Origin of the sequence: Agromyces atrinae (genome assembly GCF_013407835.1) — a bacterium.
Lineage (GTDB): Bacteria > Actinomycetota > Actinomycetes > Actinomycetales > Microbacteriaceae > Agromyces > Agromyces atrinae.
In genome coordinates this window covers 707,349-727,781 of sequence record NZ_JACCBI010000001.1, presented here as the reverse complement: position 1 = coordinate 727,781, position 20,433 = coordinate 707,349, and the positions used below count along the sequence as shown (strand labels likewise).

Below are 20,433 nucleotides of genomic sequence, written 5' to 3'. Positions count from 1 at the left end.
GTAGTCGGTCGCGCGAGTGACGGTCGCCGACGGTGCCGTCGGGAGAGCGGGGTGACGCGTTCTCGGCATCCTCACAGGAAGTTCAGGTGCGGATACCCTAGATTCGCAGAACCAAGGGGAGTACTCCGCCACGGTTGGCTCGTCAATACGGATGTGTGTTGCATCCCGGGCGACCGGTCCCTCATCGAGGGATGGAGAAGACCTTGCGTCGATGCGTTCGCGCTTGGTTTGGAGCCTGCCTTGAATGTGACCCCCCTGGTCTGGATCATCACGATCGCCGTCACGATCGCGTTCTTCGTATACGAGTTCTTCGTGCACGTGCGGAAGCCGCATGAACCGTCGATCGGGGAGTCGGCGCGATGGTCGGCCTTCTACATCGGGCTCGCACTGCTCTTCGGCGTCGGTATCGGCGTCACCGTCGACTGGACCTACGGCGGTGAGTACTTCGCCGGCTATCTGACCGAGAAGGCCCTGTCGATCGACAACCTCTTCGTCTTCCTCATCGTCATGACGGGCTTCGCCGTTCCGAAGAAGTACCAGCAGAAGGTGCTGATGATCGGCATCGTCATCGCGCTCATCCTGCGCGGCGGCTTCATCGCGGTCGGCGCCGCCCTCATCGAGAACTTCTCGTGGGTCTTCTACATCTTCGGTGCGTTCCTCCTGATCCTCGCCTACCAGCAGGCGCGCGGTGGGCACGGCGGCAACCCGGCCGACGGCTGGTTCATGAAGTTCGTGCGCCGCATCCTGCCCGTCACCGACGAGTACCACGGCGACCGGCTCACGGTCGTCAAGGACGGTCGCCGCTGGGTCACGCCGATGCTCCTCACGATCATCGCCATCGGATTCATCGACCTCGTCTTCGCGCTCGACTCGATCCCGGCGATCTACGGTCTGACCGAAGAGGCCTACATCGTCTTCACGGCCAATGCATTCGCCCTCATGGGTCTCCGCCAGCTCTTCTTCCTCATCGGTGGACTGCTCGAACGTCTCGTCTACCTCGCACAGGGCCTGGCCGTCATCCTCGCCTTCATCGGCGTGAAGCTCGTGCTCCACGCGCTGCACGTCAACGAGCTGCCCTTCATCAACGGTGGTGAGCACGTCGAGTGGGCGCCCGAGATCCCGATCTGGTTCTCCTTGACCTTCATCGGTGCGACGATCGTCGTCGCCACCGTCGCGAGCCTCATCAAGACCCGCTCCGACGCCCGCAAGGCGACGAGCACGCTCTCCCGGACGCCGGAAGAGGTCGAGAAGGAGATCTCCGAGTAGGACTTCGCGTCCGCGGGCTGTTCCGGTGGCCCCGAACTGGGGTCACGCCCGACGCGGCCGCTCTGAAACAAACGGTGCTTATCCGGAAACAGAGTCTGAGAGGGCCGATCGGCGCTCTGCACTCGAACGCCGGGGGTCGGCCCATGATTGAGACCAGACGACCGAGGAGCCTCCTGCCCTGGACGCTCCAGTCGATCCTCCGCGAGGGCGTGACGCCACGCCCCGCGGAGGACTTCGGGTGGGTCAGGGTGACCGTGCGTGACGACGACGACGGCCCGGCCGAATGGCTCGGGAGCTACGACCGGGCCGACGCACTCGTCGTGGTCGCGCGACTCGTGGCGGGGCTCGTCGAGTTCGACGCCTTCGACCCCGAGGTGCGCGAGGCCGCGGTGGGCAACGGCTTCGTGATCGTCAAGCATCCGCGCCTCGCGACGCTCGCGGGTCATCATGCGGCAGCGGTGGCTCGGGGGGAGCGCGACGGCGCGGCCGCGCTTCTCGTCGCCCTGCGCGGTGAGGTCATCGCCGCGGCGCATCGCGGCGAACGACTGACGGCGATCGCCCGCTCGGCCCGCCTGACCCCCGAGCGCGTGCGCTCATGGTCGAGGTCGTCGCTCCCGAGCATTCGCTGACACGTGACGCGGCGCACGCCGCGTCGTCTTGACCTGTCTTCCCGTGCCCCTCAGACTGGGGCCACCCACCTGAACCAGCGGAGGAACGCATGTCCGAACAGAGCCCGCAGAACGCGCCGGCACCCACCATCGAGATCGACCCGTTGGCGACCACGGTCCTCCCTGAGGTGTCTCCGAGCGAGGCGCGTCGCGGTGCGGCCGAGCAGTTCCGTTTCATGCTCGTCGTCATCATCGGCGTCACGGCCCTGTTCCTCGCCTTCCTGATCTTCATCGCCTTCGGGAGCGGAGCCGACGGAGTCGTCGCTCTCGCCGTGATCGCGGCCCCCATCGTCACGATCGTCGCCGCGTACTACGGCATCACGCTCGCCATCGGTCAGGTCAGGTCGGCGCGTTCCGCCGCCGAACTCGCCGAGGAACGAGCACTCGCCGCTGAGGCCTCGGCACGCGAGTCGGACGCGTGGGCCGCCCAGATGGAATCGGGGCTGCGTCTGGCCGTCTCGAAGCTCACCACATCGGGTATCAGCACGCGCGACGTCGAGCGCGCAGCGGGAACGCCCGACGAGTTCTTCTAGAGATCAGATCTCGGCGATTAGCGCGACGGGGCGCTCGATGCATCGGCCGACGAACGTGAGGAAGTCGGCGGCGACCTGACCATCGCACACGCGGTGGTCGAAGACGAACGACAGCTCGACGACCGTGCGGACGCAGATCGCTCCCTCGACGACCCAGGGCCTCTCGACGAAGCGGCCGATACCGAGTATCGCGACCTCGGGGTGATTGATGATCGCCGCCGAACCGTCGACGCCGAGGGAACCGAAGTTGTTGAGCGTGAACGTGCCGCCGCGGAAGGCGTCCGCCGGCGCCGATGCGGCGCGCGCGGCACTCACTGCTCCGTCGATGCCGTGCGCGAGATCGCGGAGCGAGAGCTCGCCGGCCCCACGCACGACGGGCACCATGAGCCCCCGGGGCGTCTGAGCCGCGATGCCGAGGTTCACGTGATCGTGGTGAACGATCTCGGACCTCTCGCTGTCGAACGACGCGTTGAGCACGGGGTGCCTCACGAGGCCCGCGATCGCGAAACGGGCGAGCAGCGCCGTCAGGCCGAACCGTTCTCCCGTCGCCGCCTGGATCTCGTCTCGTGCGGCGAGGAGCGGTGACGCATCGACATCGAGCCAGATCGTCGCCTCGGGTATCTCGCGGCGCGAGCGTGCGAAATGGTCCGCTGCTGCTCGACGAAGCGGTTCGAGCGCCTCGCGGCGGTCGGCACCGGGCGCAGAAGTACGTGTCGGGGCGTCATCCGTCGGTGCGGTGTCCGAGGCGCGCGCGGTCGCCTCGCGTGCGGAGACGACGGCCTCGACGTCGCGACGCATCACGAGGTTGTCGGCGCCGGAACCGAGGAGCTGCGACGCCTCGAAGCCGTTCTCGCGAGCGAGGCGACGGACGAGCGGAGAGACGACGGGGGAGCGACGGTCGGGGTCGAGCGGCATGCCGGTAGACCGAGGCGCCGCTTCGGTGACGGGCTCCGTCGTTCGTCCGAATCGGCGGCCCGATCGCGCCGATGCCGTCTTCGCCCGCGTTCCGTAGCCGATGAGGACGGCGCCCGACGCGTCGCCGTCCGGTGAGGCGGGGGATGACTCGGCGACAGCCGTCTCTCCGGTCGCCGCATCGATCTCGACGAGCACATCGCCCTCGTGGATGACGTCACCGATGGCGGCGCCGAGGCGCTCGACGCGACCCGCGTGCGGGCACGGGAGCTGCACGACGGATTTGGCCGACTCGACCTCGACGATCGGCTGATCGACCGTGACGACGTCGCCGGCCTCGACGAGCCACGTCACGACGGTCGCCTCGGTGAGCCCTTCGCCGAGGTCGGGGAGCAGGAACGTCTCACTCATCGCGCCTCCCACTGCCACGTCTCGATCGCATCGAGCACGCGTTCGGCCGTCGGCAGGAAGTACTCCTCGAGCTTCGGCGACGGATACGGCACGTCGAATCCCGTGATGCGCAGCACGGGCGCCGACAGGTGGAAGAAGTTCCGCTCGGTCACGCGCGCCGCCACTTCAGCGCCGTAGCCGCCGAACTGCGCCGCCTCGTGGATGACGGCCGCTCGGGAGGTCTTCCGCACGGAGGCGCCGACCGTCTCGTCGTCGAAGGGCGAGAGCGAGCGGAGGTCGACGACCTCGATCGAGAGACCGTCGGCCGCGGCCTGGTCGGCTGCGGCGAGCGCCGTCGCCACGGTCGGGCCGTAGGCGAGCAGAGTGACGTCGTCACCCTCCCGGACGACGTGCGCGCGATCGAAGGAGGTCTGTCGTGCGGGGAACTCGACGTCGGCGCGCATCCAGTAGCGGCTCTTCGGCTCGAGGAAGATGATCGGATCGTCACTGTCGATCGCTTCGCGCAGCATCGAGTAGGCGTCGGCGGGGTTCGACGGGGTGACGACCGTCAGCCCGGGCGTGGCCGTCCAGTACGCCTCGGAGGAGTCGGAGTGGTGTTCGACGCCCCCGATGTCTCCCGAGCACGGGATGCGGATGACGAGGGGCATGCCGACCCGGCCGCGGGTGCGGTTCCGCATCTTGGCGACGTGCGAGACGATCTGCTCGAACGCGGGGTAGCTGAATGCATCGAACTGCATCTCGACGACGGGGCGCAGACCGTAGAGGGCCATGCCGACGGCGGTGCCGACGATGCCCGATTCCGCGAGCGGCGAATCCCAGATCCGGTCGGAGCCGAACTCGGCCTGCAGTCCATCGGTCACGCGGAACACGCCACCGAGCGGCCCGACGTCCTCGCCGTAGACGACGACGCGTTCGTCGGCTGCCATCGCGTCGCGGAGAGCGGTCGTCAGTGCACCCGCCATCGAGGTCGTCGTCATCGCGCCGCTCGATCCCGCTCGTCGGCGAGGAATGCACGCTGCTCGCCGAGTGCGACACGACGCGTCGCGTAGACGTGCTCGAAGAGTTCGAGCGGGTCGTGGTCCGCCTCGACGTTCATCGTCCGGCGGGTGTCGGCCGCGAGCGCCTCGGCTTCGTCCGCGATGCTCGAGCGCTCCTCGTCGCCCAGGAGCCCGTCCGACACGAGGTACTTCTCGAGGCGCTCGATGGGGTCTCTGCGCTTCCAGTGCTCGACGTCGCGCGACTCCCGGTACCGCGTCGGGTCGTCGGTCGTCGTGTGCGCCTCGATGCGGTAGGTGAGCCCCTCGACGAGGGTCGGGCCGCCGCCGTTCCGAGCGCGTTCGACCGCGTGGCGGGTGACCGCGTACATCGCGGCGACGTCGTTCCCGTCGACGTGGTAGCCCGGCATCCCATAGCCGACGGCCTTGTCCGCGAGGGTCGCGGCGCGCGTCTGTCGCTCGAGCGGCACGCTGATCGCGAACTGGTTGTTCTGTACGACGAAAACCGTGGGCGCCTGCCAGACCGCAGCGAAGTTGAACGCCTCGTGCGCGTCGCCTTCGCTCGTCGCGCCGTCTCCGAGGAAGGTGAGCGCGACGATCGGGTCACGGCGGAGGCGCGCGGCGTGGCCGAGACCGACGGCGTGGAGCGCCTGGGTGGCGAGCGGTGTCGCGAGCGGCGCGATGCGGTGCGCCCGCGGGTCGTAGCCCGAGTGCCAGTCGCCCCGGAACTGCGAGAGGATCTCAGCCGGAGCGACTCCGCGCGTCAGGAGGGCGATCGAGTCGCGATACGTCGGGAAGAGCCAATCGGTGGCGTCGAGAGCCGCGACCGCACCGATCTCGCAGGCCTCCTGGCCGAACGCGGACGGGTACGTCGCGAGTCGCCCCTGCCGAGTGAGGGCCGTCACCTGCACGTCGAACCGGCGTGCGACGACCATCCGACGGTAGATGTCGCGGAGGATCTCCGGTTCGGGGAGCGCGAAGCCGCCGGCATCCTCGCTCCGGATCGCGTGACCGGCGTTGTCGAGCAGGCGGAGGGGGGTGAGCGTGGGGAGCGTGCGGCTCTCGGAGCTCTCGACGTTGAGACTCATGTCCTCATCGTGCGTCACCCGAGTGCGCTGATCGATGAGGCGGATGGGCATCGGGAACGTTCGGCGCGCATCGCACCGAGCCCGAACCATCCGTCCGGCGCGAGGCCACCGGTGCGTGCCATGCGTCCTCGCCGATCAGCTCCAGATGTCGAGGGTCTGGGCGGGCGCGTGCCCCGTGATCTCCTCGAGGACGAGGTGCGATCGCGTCGACGCGACCCCCGGCATGTCGTGGATGTTCCGCAGGATCGCCTGGCTCAGTTGCTCGTGGTCCGGAGCCGACACGGTCAGGATGATGTCGATGTCGCCGCTCACGGCCTGCACCTTCTCGACGAACGGCAGCTTCGCCAGATCGGCCGCGATGCGTTCCCACGACACGTCGGCGATCCTCACGACGACGAGCGCCGTGACGTGGAGGCCGATGGCGGCGCGATCGACGTGGGCCCCGAATCCCGTGATGACGCCGCGCGCGACGAGGCTCTGCATACGGTTGTGGGCGGCCGTGCGTGAGACGTGGACCCGTTCGGCGATGGCGCGGACCGAGAGCCGTCCGTCGCGACTGAGTTCGGCCACGATCTTCCGATCGATCCCGTCGAGCGTCGCTTCACCGTTGTCTCTCATCGCCGTCCTCGCCGATCACCTGCGGCACATCGGTGTGCCGCCTCCAGACTAAGCGCGACTCTCCGAACCCGCTCGTCGAAGCGCCGCCCGAAGCGGAGCTTCACGCACGAACGCCGGCAGGAGCGGATAGACGAAGCGGATGACGCGGATCCACGCGGTGAACACGGCGTCGGCGCGTGCCGTCCAGCGCAGACCGAACAGCGGGCGGACGCTCGGGGGGAGGAGCCCCGTCGTCATGATTCTGAGGAGAGGGCGCAGCGGACGCAGGGCGAGCGGCAGTCGCGCCTCGACGAGGAGGCTGCGGGCGACACCCCGCACGGTGTCGTCCACCCGGAGCTCGGCGAGACGCTCGTGCCAGTACTCGGCGAAGGCGGCGCGATCGGCGGGCCACAGGTCGTCGGGCATCTGCAGCGCACTGCCGAGCAGGGCGTAGTCCCGGTAGAGGGCGTCGGCGTCGCTGTCGGCGAGCCGACCGAACACGGTCTCGGTGACCGTGACCGCCGTGTCGTAGATCGTCGCGGCGACCCACAGCTGGAGTGCGGGATCGAAGGCCGAGTAGGTCGGCTCGCCCTCGGTGCGACGCACGGGCCCGTGCGCTCGATTCACCCGACGGGCGACGCGGGCGGCTTGCTCGGGCGTGCCGTTGATCACGACGTAGACGAACTCGAGTGTGGCGCGCAGACGATCCATCGGCCGACCCACGAAGTCGCTGTGCGCTGCGACACCGTGACCGATCGCGGGGTCGGCGATCTGGAGCAGGATGGCTCGGGCGCCTCCGAGGAGGAGCAGTACTTCACGGCCGAGGGGAGAGGCTTCGGCGCGAGCGCCGACGTCGGAGCGCGGCATCAGTACCAGTTGAAACGTTCGGAGTGGTCCCAGGCGCCGCACGGCGATCCGTAGCGGTTCGCGATGTAGCCGAGTCCCCACTCGATCTGCGTCGCCGCGTTGGTACGCCAGTCGGCTCCGGCCGATGCCATCTTGTCACCGGGCAGCGACTGGGGGATCCCGTACGCTCCGCTCGAGGGGTTGTACGCGTCCGCGCGCCATCCCGACTCGCGGTTCCAGAGCCACACGAGGCAGTCGTACTGGTCGCCGCCCCAGCCTCGAGCGGCCACGGCGCCGGCGGCGTACGCGCGCGCACCGTCGGGATCCGAGACGACGCCCGACGGCGGGGGAGCGGTGATGCCGCCGTTGCCGCCGCCTCCGGAGCCCTCGGAGTTGTCCTCCTGGTCCTCGTAGGCCGCGCGCGCCGCTTCTCCCTCGCGGTACTCGCGTTCGAGCGCGGCCGACGTGTCCCTGAGGTACGCGAGCTGCGCGTAGAGCACGTCGGCGGCCGCGCGCTCTGCCTCGAGGCGATCCTCAGCCGCCGCCTCGGCCGCGACGGCGGCATCACGGGCGGCCTCGGCCTCGGTGGCGAGCCGGTCGCGTTCGGTCTCGGCGACATCGGCCTGAGCGGCGAGCAATCGTGCGCTCTCGCGTTCGGCCGTCGCGCGGGCCTCGATGACGGAGAGGGTCTCACCGACGCGCGAGGAGAACTCGAGCCGCCGCAGGAGAGTGCTCGAGTCGCCCGAGGAGAACATCACCTGAGCGGTCAGCGAGCGGCCCGTCGACCGGTAGAGCTGTGCGCCCAGGCGGCCGAGCTGTTCGCCCGCGGTGGCGGCCGTCGCCTCCGCCTCACGGACGGAGGTCGCCAGCCGGTCGGCACGGTCGCGGGCGTTGGCGGCGAGCACGCGAGCGCTCTCGGCCGCGGCGCTTGCGGCGACCGCCTCGTTTCCGAGTCGTCCCGACTCGGTTTCGAGACCTGCCAGGCTCGCTTCGATGCGCGTCGCCTCCGTCTCGCGAGCGCCGACGTCGGCACGAGCGGCTTCGACCTCGTCCCACGAGGGGTAGTCGGCCGCGGCGGCAGGGGGCGCGAGGAGCACCGTCATCGCGAGTGCGGCGGCGGCAGTGAACGCCGCAGCACGAGCTGTCGATATCGAGCGCACGATCTCCTCCGTCATCCCGAACAGCGAGCTTAACCCGCGCGCCCGGTGCCGTGGGGAGGGCGCGCCCGCCTCAGGTTCACTCGGTAGACTCCGACCCATGGTTCGCCGAGCGGGTGCGATGGCCGTGCTCGCGGCCTCTCTCGTCGTGCTGTGCGGCTGCTCGCCGTCGTCGACGCGGCCGACACCGACCTCCGAAGCCACCCCCGATGCGGTGCCGACGGCGACCGCGATCGACCCCGTGCGCCTCGCCGTCGATGAGCGACTCGAAGCGATGACGCTCGAGCAGAAGATCCGCTCGATGCTCATGCTGCACTACCCCGGAACCGACCCGGCGCCCGTCCGCGAGTTCGCCGATCACGTGCAGCCGGGCGGTCTCATCCTCATGGGCGACAACATCGGATCCTCCGAGGAGGAGGTGCGCGCGTTCACCTCGGCGCTCAGTTCCGACGAGATCTTCCCGCTGCTCCTCGGCATCGACGAGGAGGGCGGCGACGTCACGCGACTCCCGTGGGACGAGCTCCCGGCCGGCAGCACACTCGCCGACTCGGCGCCCGAGCTGACGACGGAGGCGTTCACCGCACGCTCGGAGCTCCTCGAGAGCGCGGGGCTCTCCGTCAACTTCGGCATCGTCGCCGACGTCACGGCCGACCCCTCTTCCTTCATCTACTACCGCGTGCTCGGTCACGACCCCGCCTCCGCCGCCGATCGCGTCACGCGCGCGGTGCAGGCCGAGTCGGGCCATGTGTACAGCACCCTCAAGCACTTCCCCGGCCACGGCGGGGCACCGGGCGACTCGCACTCGTCGATCCCGGTGGCCGGCGCGTCACTCGACGAGTGGCGTGCGACCGACGCCGTGCCGTTCGCTGCGGGCATCGCGGCGGGCGCGCCTCTCGTCATGACCGCTCACGTCGCCTATCCCGCGGTCGACTCCGCGCCGGCATCGCTCTCGGCGGCCTGGCACAACATCCTGCGCGACGAACTCGAGTTCACGGGCGTCACGATCACCGACGACATGCTCATGCTTCAGCGCAACGGCCTCGCCGAGTTCGCCGATCCCGTCGAGAACGCCATCCGTGCCATCGCCGCGGGCAACGACATGCTCGTCTACGTCCTCCCCGCCGACCCCGGAGACGTCGACATCGATCTCGATGCGCTCGTGTCATCCGTCGCCGCCGCGATCGACTCGGGCCGGATCTCCGAGGACGCGATCGATGCGTCCGTCGACCGCCTGCTCTGCCTGCGTTTCGCGCTCGGCGGCTAGTCCGAAACTTTTCTCGGCGGATGCGGAATAAGCTCGCGTCTTCCATGCGTTTGCATCCATGAACGTGCATCCAGCATTGAGGAGAGAACACCTATGAGCGAGACCACCACCGTCGACATCCCGGGCTACCGCGTCGGAACCTGGACCATCGACCCCACGCACAGCGAGGTCGGATTCAGCCTCCGTCACCTCATGATCAGCAAGGTGCGCGGCAAGTTCGAGCGCTTCGAGGCCACCTTCGTGACCCCCGAGAACCCGCTCGAGACGACGGTGACGGCGAAGGCCGAGGTTGCTTCGATCAACACGAACGAGCCGAACCGCGACGCACACCTCCGCACCGGTGACTTCTTCGACGCCGAGACCTACCCGACGATCGACTTCGTCTCGACGGGCGTCCGCATCGAGAAGGGCGACTTCCTCGTCGACGGCGACCTCACCATCCGCGGCGTCACGAAGCCCGTCACGTTCGACTTCGAGTTCGGCGGCTTCGGCGGAGACCCCTACGGCAACTACAAGGGCGGCGCCACGGCGAAGACCGTCGTGAAGCGCGAAGACTTCGGCCTCACCTACAACGCGGCTCTCGAGACCGGCGGAGTGCTCCTCGGCGACGACGTGACCATCACCCTCGAGCTCCAGGCTGCTCTTCAGCAGGACTGACCCCGCCGAGCACACGCCGGGCGAGACGATCGACGAGCGGGGTGAACAGGAACCCCGCGAAGGCGATCGATCCGAGCCACGGTGACGCGGCGACGACGACGACTCCGACCGAGAGGGCCGAAACGGCCCCCGATCGCGAGTCGCGTCGTCGCCGTTCGTCGTATCCCTCCTCGGTCAGCGAGCGCTTCGGCGACGTCAGGTACCAGACCTGCGCGGCGCTCATGATGAGGGCGAAGAGGAAGTTGATCGGCAGGGCCATGCGCCCGAGCGCGACATCCTCGTACTGATTGGCGATCGTCGTCGTGAACGGGATGAGCACGACGGCCAGGAGCCTGCCCGTGTTCAGCCACAGGGCTGTCGAGTCGACGCGCTCGACGTACTCGAAGCTCGCCGAGTGCAGCATCCACAGCAGACAGATCAAGAGGAAGCTGATCAGGAAGCTGATGACGACCGAGCTGTTGCCGACGATCGCGTGCCAGAGATCGGCGCTCGACGAGATCGTGCCGAAGTCGGACGTCGTGAGGTCGAGCACGAGGATCGTCGCGGCGATCGCGAAGACACCGTCGCTGAACGCCTCGACACGTCGGGTCGAGACCTCGTCCGGTCGTCGGGTGGAGCGGAGCCTGATCATGCGTTCTCCTCGAGGGTCGCGGTGGTGCCGTGGAAGTCGGCCCAGCGGCGGATGTCGCGGGCGAGAGCACGACGGTCGCGAGCCGCGAGCGTCGTGAACGGTCTCGCCGTCACGGTGGGAGCACTCGGCGTGCCGCTCCGCGCCCACGTGCCGATGACGCGCCCGCCGCGCACGATGACGGGCTGGAACACGCCGTTGCCGCCCGGGATGACGGCGGCGGCGTGAGCCGGATCGCACACGAGACTCCGGTCGCGGTAGCCGAGGAAATACTCGTCGAAGGCCGCGAGGGCGAGCACGCCGGAGGTCGTCTCGGGCGGCGGCGCGACGTCACGCAGTCGCCACAGCTCGACGTCGCGGTGGGAGAGCTGCTCGACACGATGCCGTGCCTCGGCGAGGGCGCGCCGGGCATGGCCGAGCGTCAGTCCCGTCCACCACGCGAAGTCCGCTAGGGATGCCGGGGCGTGGCCCGCGAGATAGCGCGTGAAGAACTCGCCGAGGGCGGCGTCTCCGTCGAGTTGTCGTCTCGTCGATGGCGGCGTCCACTCGCGGGAGAGGACGAGTCGTTGGGCCCGCCCCTCGAGCGGACCCCAGCAGAGCAGCCCCCGCAGGGAGAGGATGACGATGAGGTGGTACCCGCGCTGACCGCTCACGTCGATGCCGGCCGTGGTCCACACGTCGTGCATCTCGGCCCGCGAGAGCGAGCGACCGCCCTCGAGGGCCGCTTCGGCCGACGCGGCGGCGCGACCGATCACGTGATCGTCGATACCCTCCCGCGCGTAGACCGCGCTTCCGCTCCTCAGGACGCGGTCCGCGGTCAACCCCAGGATCCAGGCGAGATCGCCCGCGGGCAGCAGATGGAGGGTGCCGCGCATGGGCCACGATCGCACGACGGAACCGGAGTCGATGAGCGCGCGAACGTCGGCGACGTCCGATCCGCCCGTCCGTGACCCCACCGCCCAGAGCGCCGCGGGCAGATCCTGTGCCTGCAGCGCGAACATGCGCTCGACGGCCGCGAGGGGAGTCGCGAGCCGGTCGACGACAGCGTGCGAGTGCACTCGTTCGGCACGGAGACGTTCGTCGGGCGCGGGCATGTGTCGATTCTGGCCGCGACGACCGGCTCGTGCCAGTACCTCGCTCCCGGCATCCTCGCACCCGGGAACCCGTAGACTGTGACGTCGCGCCTTTTCGGCGCCCTCCCACCACCCCACTCTCTTCCAAAGGAATCCGCCGTGCTCGCCGTTCACGATCTCGAGATCCGCGTCGGCGCACGCGTACTGATGGAGAACGTCGCGTTCCGCGTCTCCGACGGCGACAAGATCGGCCTCGTGGGCCGCAACGGCGCCGGCAAGACCACCCTGACGAAGACGCTCGCCGGCGAGACGCTGCCGAGCAACGGGCGCATCGACCGTTCCGGTGAGATCGGGTACCTGCCGCAGGACCCCCGCTCGGGAGACCCCGACGAGCTCGCACGTACGCGCATCCTGAACGCACGCGGTCTCGGCGAACTCGTCGAGGGCATGCGCGAGGCCTCCGTCGCGATGGCGAGCGACGACCCGAAGGTCGCCGAGAAGGCCATGAAGCGCTACGGCAACCTGACCGATCGCTTCACGGCGCTCGGCGGGTACGCGGCCGAGGCCGAGGCGGCGTCGATCGCGTCGAACCTGAACCTTCCCGACCGGATCCTCGATCAGCAGCTGAAGACGCTCTCGGGCGGTCAGCGCCGCCGCATCGAACTCGCCCGCATCCTCTTCTCCGACGCCTCGACGATGATCCTCGACGAGCCGACCAACCACCTCGACGCCGACTCCGTCGTCTGGCTGCGCGAGTTCCTGAAGACGTACAAGGGCGGCGTCATCGTCATCAGCCACGACGTCGAACTCGTCGGCGAGACGGTCAACCGCGTCTTCTACCTCGACGCGAACCGTTCGGTCATCGACATCTACAACATGAACTGGAAGAACTACCAGCGTCAGCGCGCGGCCGACGAAGATCGCCGCAAGAAGGAGCGCTCGAACGCCGAGAAGAAGGCCGGTGCCCTGCAGATGCAGGCCGCACGCTTCGGCGCGAAGGCCTCGAAGGCCGCCGCCGCGCACCAGATGGTGGCTCGCGCCGAGAAGCTCCTCGCCGGCCTCGACGAAGTGCGTGCCGTCGATCGCGTCGCGAAGCTCCGGTTCCCGACGCCCGCGGCCTGCGGTCGCACGCCGCTCCAGGCGAGTGACCTGTCGAAGAGCTATGGCTCGCTCGAGATCTTCACGGCCGTCGACCTCGCGATCGACCGCGGCTCGAAGGTCGTCATCATCGGCCTGAACGGTGCAGGAAAGACGACGCTCCTCCGTATCCTCGGCGGCGCGGACAAGCCCGACACGGGCGTCATCGAGCCCGGTCACGGTCTCCGCATCGGCTACTACGCGCAGGAGCACGAGACGATCGACGTCAAGCGTTCGGTGCTCGAGAACATGGTCTCGTCGTCGCCGAGCCTCACCGAGACCGAAGCGCGCAAGGTGCTCGGCTCGTTCCTCTTCACGGGCGATGATGCGCACAAGCCCGCCGGGGTGCTCTCGGGCGGCGAGAAGACGCGACTCGCCCTCGCCATGATCGTGGTGTCGGGTGCGAACGTCCTCCTCCTCGACGAGCCGACGAACAACCTCGACCCCGCGAGCCGCGCCGAGATCCTCGACGCGCTCGCGCACTACGAAGGAGCCGTCGTGCTCGTCTCGCACGACCCGGGTGCCGTCGAAGCGCTGAACCCCGAGCGCGTGCTCATCATGCCCGACGGAACCGAAGACCACTGGAGCCGCGAGTACCAGGAGCTCATCGAGCTCGCCTAGTCACGGGCGAGCGACGACTTGTCGCTCAGTCCGCGTCATCCATCGCCGTGACGGCGACCGGGAACGATCGCGACGTGAGGAAGCCGTTCAGGTACTCGACGTGCTCGTCGCACGCGAGCCAGGTCTTGGTGCGGCCGTCGGTGTGGATCTTCGGATTCGACCACTCGATGCGCCATGTCGCCGCCTCTCGGCAGTTCGCGCGAGAACACGTCGGCCGAGTCAGTTCACCGCCGATCACGCGTCGTCCTCGTCGTCCCGACGCGGACCGGGCACGGCGTCGCCGTTGTCCAACCGCACGATGGCGCCGGGGCGCTCGACATCGGCTCCACGTCGCTTCGAATCGACGTTCGCGACGATGACCGCGAAGTAGGGGAGGAAGATCGCTCCGGCCGCGAAGATCGCGAGCCACCAGCCCTTCGCGAACAGCAACCCGAAGATGCAGAGCACACGGATCGACATCGCGATCGTGTACTTGATCATGCGGGAGCGTCGCTCATCGTCCGGCGATGCCGGCAGCGACGTGATGGAGTGGTGTTTCATACCCTGACCCAGCTCGGAGCCCAGAGATTCTGGTGTCTCCAGCCTACGTCGCCTCGGCTGCGAAGGCGCTCTCGATATGCTGTCATGGGCCCGCGCAGGCCCCGCACTGAACGGAGCACACATGTCGGAGAGCCGTACCGTCCTCGTCACCGGAGGCAACCGCGGGATCGGGTTCGCCATCGCGAGCGAGTTCGTCGCCCAGGGACACCGGGTGGCCGTGACGGCGCGATCCGGAGAAGGCCCCGAGGGAAGCCTCACGGTGCGCGCCGACGTCACCGACTCCGCATCGATCGATGCGGCCTTCTCGATCGTCGAAGCCGAACTCGGCCCGATCGAGGTGCTCGTCGCGAACGCGGGCGTCACGCGCGACACCCTTCTCCTCCGGATGACGGAAGAGGATTTCGAGACCGTCGTCGACACCAACCTCACGGGTGCCTTCCGCGTCGTCAAGCGCGCCTCGAAGGGCATGCTCAAGGCGCGCTTCGGCCGCATCGTCCTCATCTCGAGCGTCGTCGGTCTGTACGGCTCGGCCGGGCAGGTCAACTACGCCGCATCGAAGGCCGCGCTCGTCGGCTTCGCGCGCTCGATCACCCGTGAGCTCGGCGCCCGCAACATCACGGCCAACGTCATCGCCCCGGGCTTCATCGAGACCGACATGACCGCCGAGCTGCCCGAGGCCCAGCAGGCCGAGTACAAGGCGAACATCCCGCTCGCGCGCTTCGCGACGCCGCAGGAGGTCGCGCGCGTCGTGACCTGGATCGCGGGCGACGACGCCGGATACATCTCGGGCGCGGTCATCCCCGTCGACGGCGGCCTCGGCATGGGTCACTGACCCGAGACGAGAGGGTCGCTCAGGCCGGGAGGCCGAGGAGCGGCAGCACCTGACGCAGGTCGGGGGAGTCGATGACGACATCGGCACGCTGCCGGACGAGCGGTTTCGCGCAGAAGGCGACTCCGAGGGCGGCGGTCTCCATCATGAGGAGATCGTTCGCCCCGTCACCGATGGCCACGGTGCGAGAGAGCGGTACGCCCACGGTTCTCGCCCACTCGCTGAGGGCGGCCGACTTGGCCGCCGCATCGATGATGGGGCCGTCGACGCGGCCGGTGAGCCGCCCGTCCTGGATCTCGAGACGATTGGCGCGACCGAAGTCGAGGCCGAATCGCGCGACGAGCGGATCGAGCAGCTCGTGGAAGCCTCCGGAGACAACGCCGACGGCTCCTCCCGCGGTATGGACGGCATCGACCATCTCCTGCACGCCGTCGGTCGGGCGGATGATCGCACCGACCTCGTCGAAGACCGACTCGGGCAGCCCGGCGAGGGTCGCGACACGCTCACGGAGGCTCTCGGCGAAGTCGAGCTCACCGCGCATGGCGCGTTCGGTCACGTCGGCGACGAGCTCGCGCGAACCCGCCACGTCGGCGAGGAGCTCGATCACCTCGTCACGGATGAGGGTCGAGTCGACGTCGAGGACGATGAGGAAACGCGCCGGGCTCATGCCTGTGCGCGCACGCGTGAGCCCTTGCCCACCACGGTGATGCCGCTGTCGGTCACGATGAAGCCGCGCGCACGGTCGACGTCGTGATTGACACCGATCTGAGCACCTTCTTCGACGACGACCTCCTTGTCGAGGATGGCGCGACGGACGGTCGCTCCCGCCTCGATGCGTGCACGATCGAAGATGATCGAGTCGGCGACGTGCGCTCCCGAGCCCACGATGGCCCAGGGGCCGAGCACGCTGCGCTCGACGTGGGCGCCCGAGATGACGGATCCGAGGGACACGATCGAGTCGATCATCGTGCCGAGCGAACCGCGCGCGTCACGCGTGAACTTCGCCGGCGGCGAGTTGAGCTGCTGGCTGAAGATCGGCCACTCACGGTTGTAGAGGTTGAAGACGGGCAGTACCGAGATGAGGTCCTGGTGCGCCTCGAAGAACGAATCGATCGTTCCCACGTCGCGCCAGTAGTAGCGGTCGCGGTCGGTCGAACCGGGCACGTCGTTGCGGCGCAGGTCGTAGACGCCGGCCGTGCCCTTCTCGACGAAGCTCGGGATGATGTCGCCGCCCATGTCGTGGCTCGAGTCGGTGCGCTCCCCGTCGCTCAGAACCGAGTCGATGAGGGCCTGAGCATTGAAGACGTAGTTGCCCATCGAGGCGAGCACTTCGTGCGGGGCGTCGGGCAGACCGATCGGGTCCTTCGGCTTCTCGAGGAAGCGGTTGATGCGCTCGGGGTCGTCGGGGTCGACCTCGATGACGCCGAACTGGTCGGCGAGGCCGATCGGCTGGCGGATCGCCGCGACGGTCGCCTCGGCGCCCGAGTTGATGTGCGCCTCGATCATCTGCGCGAAGTCCATGCGGTACACGTGGTCGGCGCCGACGACGACGATGATGTCGGGGTGCTCGTCGTAGATGAGGTTGAGGCTCTGCAGGATGGCGTCGGCCGAGCCCGAGAACCAGCGCTTGCCGAGTCGCTGCTGTGCGGGAACCGATGCGACGTACGAGTTCAGGAGCCCGTTCATGCGCCACGTCTGAGAGACGTGGCGGTCGAGACTGTGCGACTTGTACTGGGTGAGGACGACGATCTGTCGGAGCCCCGAATTCAAGAGATTCGAGAGCGCGAAGTCGATCAACCGGTACTGCCCGCCGAACGGAACAGCCGGTTTCGCCCGGTCTTCAGTGAGGGGCATGAGGCGCTTACCCTCACCACCGGCGAGAACGATGCCGAAGATCTTCCTGGGTGCCATGGGACAACACTAGGGCAGCCGATCAGACTGCACGAGCAACTCTCTGCAGGCTCTCAACGTGCGCTAGCGTTGCCGCATGCGCGTCGATCTGCTCACCCGCGAATATCCGCCCGAGATCTACGGAGGCGCGGGAGTCCACGTCGCCGAATTGGTCACCGCCCTGCGGCGTCACATCGATGTCGAGGTGCGCTGCTTCGGCGCTCCGCGCGAGGAGATCGGCGTCACGGCGTACGGCACGCCGCCCGGCCTGGCCTCGGCCAATCCGGCTCTCACGACGCTCGGTGTCGACGTCGAGATGGCGGCGGATGTCGGGGGAGCCGACATCGTGCACTCGCACACGTGGTACGCCAATGCGGGCGGGCACCTCGCGAAGCTCCTGCACGGCATCCCGCACGTCGTCACGGCGCACAGCCTCGAGCCTCTCCGGCCGTGGAAGGCCGAGCAGCTCGGCGGCGGCTACCGCGTCTCGAGCTGGGTCGAGAAGACCGCGTTCGAAGCGGCGGATGCCGTCATCGCCGTGAGCGGCGGCATGCGACGCGACATCCTGCGGAGCTACCCGTCGATCGATCCCGAGCGCGTTCACGTCGTCTACAACGGCATCGACCTCGAGCGCTGGCGCCCGGTCGACAACCCGGATGCTGTTCGTGCGCTCGGAATCGACCCCGACAAGCCGGCCATCGTCTTCGTCGGGCGCATCACGCGGCAGAAGGGTCTTCCCTACCTGCTGCGCGCGGCTCGCGAGCTCCCCGCCGACGTGCAGCTCGTGCTGTGCGCCGGAGCGCCCGACACCCCCGAGATCCTCGCCGAGGTCAGCGGCCTCGTCGAAGAGCTCCAGAAGGAGCGCGGGGGAGTCGTCTGGATCGAACGGCACCTGCCCCACCACGAACTCTCCGCCGTTCTCACGGCGGGCACCGTCTTCGTCTGCCCGTCGGTGTACGAGCCGCTCGGCATCGTGAACCTCGAAGCCATGGCGTGCGGGCTCCCCGTCGTCGGCACGGCGACGGGCGGCATCCCCGAGGTCGTCGTCGACGACGAGACCGGAATCCTCGTACCCATCGAGCAAGTGGATGACGGTACGGGCACGCCGATCGACCCTGAGCGCTTCGTCGCAGACCTCGCGCGAGCACTCACCGAGGCCGTCTCCGACACCGAGCGTGCCGCCCGCTGGGGTGCCGCGGGGCGTCTGCGGGCCGAGCGCGAGTTCAGCTGGGGCCGGATCGCCGATGACACGCGAGCGATCTACGCGACTCTGCTCGGCTGAGACCTCCGAGCGGGCCGGGCAGCCCTCCGCCTCCCGATAGCATGGAGGAATGGCGACGACCGTTCTGCAGCTCGAAGATGTCTCGGTGATCCGCGAGGGGAATGCGATTCTCGATTCCCTCACTTGGACGGTCGATTCCGACCAACGCTGGGTCATCCTCGGGCCGAACGGCGCGGGCAAGACCACGACGCTCCAGATCGCCGCCGCGGCGCTGCACCCCACCTCCGGCACGGCGAGCGTGCTGCAGGAGCAGCTCGGCAAGGTCGACCTCTTCGAGCTGCGCCCGCTCATCGGTTTCGCCTCCACCGCGATGGCACGCCGCATCCCGCGTGACGAGACGGTGCTCAACGTCGTCCTCACCGCCGCCTACTCGGTGACGGGACGCTGGAACGAGGAGTACGAGGAGATCGACACCAAGCGCGCGAGCCGCGTCCTCGCCGAGTGGAAGCTCGACTACCTCGCCGAGCGCCGCTTCGGAACCCTGAGCGACGGCGAGCAGAAGCGCGTGCAGATCGCGCGATCGGTCATGACCGACCCTGAACTCCTCCTCCTCGACGAGCCGGCCGCGAGCCTCGACCTCGGCGCCCGCGAAGAGCTCGTCTCCCTGCTCGGCGGCTACGCGAGCTCCGACACGTCGCCCGCGATCGTCATGGTCACGCACCACGTCGAAGAGATCCCGCGCGGCTTCACCCACGCGCTCCTCCTCGCGAACGGCAAGGCCGTCGCGTCGGGCCCGCTCTCCGAGGCCCTGACCGCCGAGACCCTCAGCGAGGCGTTCGGCATGCCGATCGAACTCACCGAGCGCGACGGGCGCTACACGGCGCGCGCATCCTGACGCGTTCCACACCACGGCGACCTCTCTGCTAAGATTGGTGGCTGGCTCACGTAGCCGAAAGCTTTCTCGCCGTCTGGCGGTTAGATCCCATTCATTCAAGCAACTAGGAAGTCCGATGAAGGCAGCTATTCACCCCGACTACGCACCGGTGGTTTTCCGCGACCTCGCTTCGGGTGCGACGTTCCTCACCCGTTCGACCGTCTCGAGCGACAAGACGATCGACCTCGACGGTGTCACCTACCCGGTGATCGACGTCGAGATCTCGTCCGAATCGCACCCGTTCTACACGGGCAAGCAGCGCATCATGGACTCGGCCGGCCGCGTCGAGAAGTTCAACCAGCGCTTCAAGGGCTTCGGCGCCTAAGCCAGGTTCACCACGAAGGGCGGAGCGCATCGCGCTCCGCCCTTCGTCGTACCCGGCCGATGCCGGGGCTGAGCGTCAGCGCTCGGGCCAGGCGCCCGACGTCACGAAGTCGGGCGTGCCGTTCGCCCGGCGCCACGCCTGGTAGCTCTCGGCCTGCTCGCGGCTCCACTCGACCTGGCGCGCGTGGATGGCCGCACCGTCGAGAGAGGCGACCTCAGGGAACGCGCGCGCGATGGCCTGGGCGACCCGCCCGGCCGCGATGGCGTCGGCACCGGCGTCGTGAGCGCCCTCGAGCACGACCCCGTAGTGGCCGGCCGTCACCTCAAGCGTTCGCTTGCCGCGACGATAACGATCAAGGGCCTTGTCGAGCACGAGCGGATCGATGACGGGCGACGGCGCGTCGAGGGGCGTGAGCCCATGGCGACGTGCCTCTCTGTTGAGCAGGGTCAGGTCGTACGGAGCGTTGTAGGCCACGAGGGGGCGGCCCACCACGAGCGCCGAACGCAGCGTCTCGATGATGTCGGCGATCGACTCGCGCGCCGGTGCCCCATGCGACACGGCGTACTCGGTCGAGATGCCGTGGACCGCGGCCGCTCCGGCGGGGATCTCGACACCGGGGTCGATGAGCCAGTCTCGACGCTCGACGACGACGCCGTCGCGATCGAGCACGCCCACGTGCGCCGTGACGATGCGAGAGGTCTCGACATCGATGCCGGTCGTCTCGAGGTCGAAGACGGTCAGAGAGTCGGTCCAGGTGAGGGTCGTCGTATCCACGGCCTCACTCTACGGTCGACGTCCGACACGGCGGCTCGTCTCGTCCGCGCGTCGGCAGCCCGGGTT

The 20,433-nt window shown here is 68.6% G+C and carries 23 protein-coding genes; 10 read left to right on the top strand and 13 right to left on the bottom strand.

The features are described 5' to 3' along the window. The first annotated feature begins 240 nt into the window (after window positions 1–240). The 3 genes from BJ972_RS03565 (at window position 241) to BJ972_RS03555 (ending at window position 2,467) form a co-directional block, all read left to right on the top strand. Entirely contained in the window at window positions 241–1,266 is a 1,026-nt protein-coding gene (locus BJ972_RS03565) for a TerC family protein (RefSeq protein WP_129174261.1), read from the top strand. Between the two features lie 143 nt (window positions 1,267–1,409). Further along, entirely contained in the window at window positions 1,410–1,895 is a 486-nt protein-coding gene (locus BJ972_RS03560; protein ID WP_129174259.1) for a hypothetical protein, read from the top strand. Between the two features lie 89 nt (window positions 1,896–1,984). Next, window positions 1,985–2,467, top strand: a complete 483-nt coding sequence (locus BJ972_RS03555) for a hypothetical protein (RefSeq protein ID WP_129174257.1) — start codon at window positions 1,985–1,987, stop codon at window positions 2,465–2,467. A gap of 3 nt (window positions 2,468–2,470) precedes the next feature. Here BJ972_RS03555 and BJ972_RS03550 read toward each other — a convergent pair whose 3' ends face one another. The 6 genes from BJ972_RS03550 to BJ972_RS17095 form a co-directional block, all read right to left on the bottom strand. Beyond that, window positions 2,471–3,790, bottom strand: a complete 1,320-nt coding sequence (locus tag BJ972_RS03550; protein ID WP_129174256.1) for a dihydrolipoamide acetyltransferase family protein — start codon at window positions 3,788–3,790, stop codon at window positions 2,471–2,473. Next, entirely contained in the window at window positions 3,787–4,767 is a 981-nt protein-coding gene (locus BJ972_RS03545) for an alpha-ketoacid dehydrogenase subunit beta (protein WP_129174255.1), read from the bottom strand. The genes BJ972_RS03550 and BJ972_RS03545 overlap by 4 nt, the downstream gene beginning before the upstream one ends. Then, window positions 4,764–5,873, bottom strand: coding sequence for a pyruvate dehydrogenase (acetyl-transferring) E1 component subunit alpha (gene pdhA / locus BJ972_RS03540; RefSeq protein WP_129174253.1), 1,110 nt, complete (start codon window positions 5,871–5,873; stop codon window positions 4,764–4,766). The genes BJ972_RS03545 and pdhA overlap by 4 nt, the downstream gene beginning before the upstream one ends. Before the next feature lie 135 nt (window positions 5,874–6,008). Next, on the bottom strand, window positions 6,009–6,491 hold the full coding sequence (locus tag BJ972_RS03535) for an Lrp/AsnC family transcriptional regulator (RefSeq protein ID WP_129174251.1): 483 nt from the start codon (window positions 6,489–6,491) through the stop codon (window positions 6,009–6,011). Between the two features lie 48 nt (window positions 6,492–6,539). Further along, a complete protein-coding gene (locus BJ972_RS03530) occupies window positions 6,540–7,337 on the bottom strand; it encodes an oxygenase MpaB family protein (RefSeq protein ID WP_129174249.1) in 798 nt (265 codons plus the stop codon). Beyond that, window positions 7,337–8,491, bottom strand: a complete 1,155-nt coding sequence (locus BJ972_RS17095) for an aggregation-promoting factor C-terminal-like domain-containing protein (protein WP_241830782.1) — start codon at window positions 8,489–8,491, stop codon at window positions 7,337–7,339. The genes BJ972_RS03530 and BJ972_RS17095 overlap by 1 nt, the downstream gene beginning before the upstream one ends. An 82-nt stretch (window positions 8,492–8,573) precedes the next feature. On the opposite strand from BJ972_RS17095, the gene BJ972_RS03520 reads away from it, so the two are divergent. Together BJ972_RS03520 and BJ972_RS03515 are read left to right on the top strand one after the other, a co-directional pair. After that, a complete protein-coding gene (locus BJ972_RS03520) occupies window positions 8,574–9,737 on the top strand; it encodes a glycoside hydrolase family 3 N-terminal domain-containing protein (RefSeq protein ID WP_129174247.1) in 1,164 nt (387 codons plus the stop codon). A gap of 93 nt (window positions 9,738–9,830) precedes the next feature. Continuing rightward, window positions 9,831–10,394, top strand: a complete 564-nt coding sequence (locus BJ972_RS03515; protein WP_129174245.1) for a YceI family protein — start codon at window positions 9,831–9,833, stop codon at window positions 10,392–10,394. Here the strand turns inward: BJ972_RS03515 and BJ972_RS03510 are convergent. Both BJ972_RS03510 and BJ972_RS03505 read right to left on the bottom strand, forming a co-directional pair. Further along, the gene (locus BJ972_RS03510) at window positions 10,357–11,025 is read right to left on the bottom strand and encodes a TMEM175 family protein (protein WP_129174243.1); all 669 of its coding nucleotides are present in this window, start codon (window positions 11,023–11,025) and stop codon (window positions 10,357–10,359) included. The two genes, BJ972_RS03515 and BJ972_RS03510, sit on opposite strands and share 38 nt — an antisense overlap. Further along, window positions 11,022–12,116 carry a winged helix DNA-binding domain-containing protein gene (locus BJ972_RS03505; protein ID WP_129174241.1) on the bottom strand — a complete coding sequence of 365 codons (1,095 nt, stop codon included), beginning with the start codon at window positions 12,114–12,116 and terminating at the stop codon, window positions 11,022–11,024. Before BJ972_RS03505 ends, BJ972_RS03510 begins: the two co-directional genes overlap by 4 nt. Window positions 12,117–12,254: 138 nt before the next feature. Between BJ972_RS03505 and BJ972_RS03500 the strand changes: the two genes are divergently transcribed. Further along, window positions 12,255–13,853: an ABC-F family ATP-binding cassette domain-containing protein gene (locus BJ972_RS03500; protein WP_129174239.1), complete on the top strand. Its 1,599-nt coding sequence runs from the start codon at window positions 12,255–12,257 to the stop codon at window positions 13,851–13,853. 25 nt (window positions 13,854–13,878) lie between these two features. Here the strand turns inward: BJ972_RS03500 and BJ972_RS03495 are convergent, their stop codons facing one another. Together BJ972_RS03495 and BJ972_RS03490 are read right to left on the bottom strand one after the other, a co-directional pair. Beyond that, on the bottom strand, window positions 13,879–14,091 hold the full coding sequence (locus BJ972_RS03495) for a hypothetical protein (protein ID WP_129174237.1): 213 nt from the start codon (window positions 14,089–14,091) through the stop codon (window positions 13,879–13,881). Further along, window positions 14,088–14,393: a DUF3099 domain-containing protein gene (locus BJ972_RS03490; protein WP_129174235.1), complete on the bottom strand. Its 306-nt coding sequence runs from the start codon at window positions 14,391–14,393 to the stop codon at window positions 14,088–14,090. The genes BJ972_RS03495 and BJ972_RS03490 overlap by 4 nt, the downstream gene beginning before the upstream one ends. A 121-nt stretch (window positions 14,394–14,514) precedes the next feature. Here BJ972_RS03490 and fabG point away from each other — a divergent pair, with 121 nt between their 5' ends. Further along, window positions 14,515–15,225: a 3-oxoacyl-ACP reductase FabG gene (gene fabG, locus BJ972_RS03485; protein ID WP_129174233.1), complete on the top strand. Its 711-nt coding sequence runs from the start codon at window positions 14,515–14,517 to the stop codon at window positions 15,223–15,225. A gap of 19 nt (window positions 15,226–15,244) precedes the next feature. Here the strand turns inward: fabG and serB are convergent, their stop codons facing one another. After that, window positions 15,245–15,889: a phosphoserine phosphatase SerB gene (serB, locus tag BJ972_RS03480; protein ID WP_129174231.1), complete on the bottom strand. Its 645-nt coding sequence runs from the start codon at window positions 15,887–15,889 to the stop codon at window positions 15,245–15,247. After that, on the bottom strand, window positions 15,886–17,133 hold the full coding sequence (gene glgC, locus BJ972_RS03475) for a glucose-1-phosphate adenylyltransferase (protein WP_129174229.1): 1,248 nt from the start codon (window positions 17,131–17,133) through the stop codon (window positions 15,886–15,888). The genes serB and glgC overlap by 4 nt, the downstream gene beginning before the upstream one ends. 76 nt (window positions 17,134–17,209) lie before the next feature. Between glgC and glgA the strand changes: the two genes are divergently transcribed. The 3 genes from glgA to BJ972_RS03460 all read left to right on the top strand — a co-directional run bounded on the left by glgA (window position 17,210) and on the right by BJ972_RS03460 (window position 19,593). Then, window positions 17,210–18,394 carry a glycogen synthase gene (gene glgA, locus BJ972_RS03470; RefSeq protein ID WP_129174227.1) on the top strand — a complete coding sequence of 395 codons (1,185 nt, stop codon included), beginning with the start codon at window positions 17,210–17,212 and terminating at the stop codon, window positions 18,392–18,394. A 49-nt stretch (window positions 18,395–18,443) separates the two neighbouring features. Then, window positions 18,444–19,229 (top strand): ABC transporter ATP-binding protein, encoded by a 786-nt coding sequence (locus BJ972_RS03465; protein ID WP_129174225.1) that lies wholly within the window; start codon window positions 18,444–18,446, stop codon window positions 19,227–19,229. Between the two features lie 115 nt (window positions 19,230–19,344). Then, window positions 19,345–19,593 carry a type B 50S ribosomal protein L31 gene (locus BJ972_RS03460; RefSeq protein ID WP_129174223.1) on the top strand — a complete coding sequence of 83 codons (249 nt, stop codon included), beginning with the start codon at window positions 19,345–19,347 and terminating at the stop codon, window positions 19,591–19,593. A gap of 75 nt (window positions 19,594–19,668) precedes the next feature. Here BJ972_RS03460 and BJ972_RS03455 read toward each other — a convergent pair whose 3' ends face one another. Then, complete coding sequence (locus tag BJ972_RS03455; protein WP_129174221.1) at window positions 19,669–20,367, bottom strand: exonuclease domain-containing protein; 699 nt, start codon at window positions 20,365–20,367, stop codon at window positions 19,669–19,671. Window positions 20,368–20,433 lie beyond the last annotated feature (66 nt).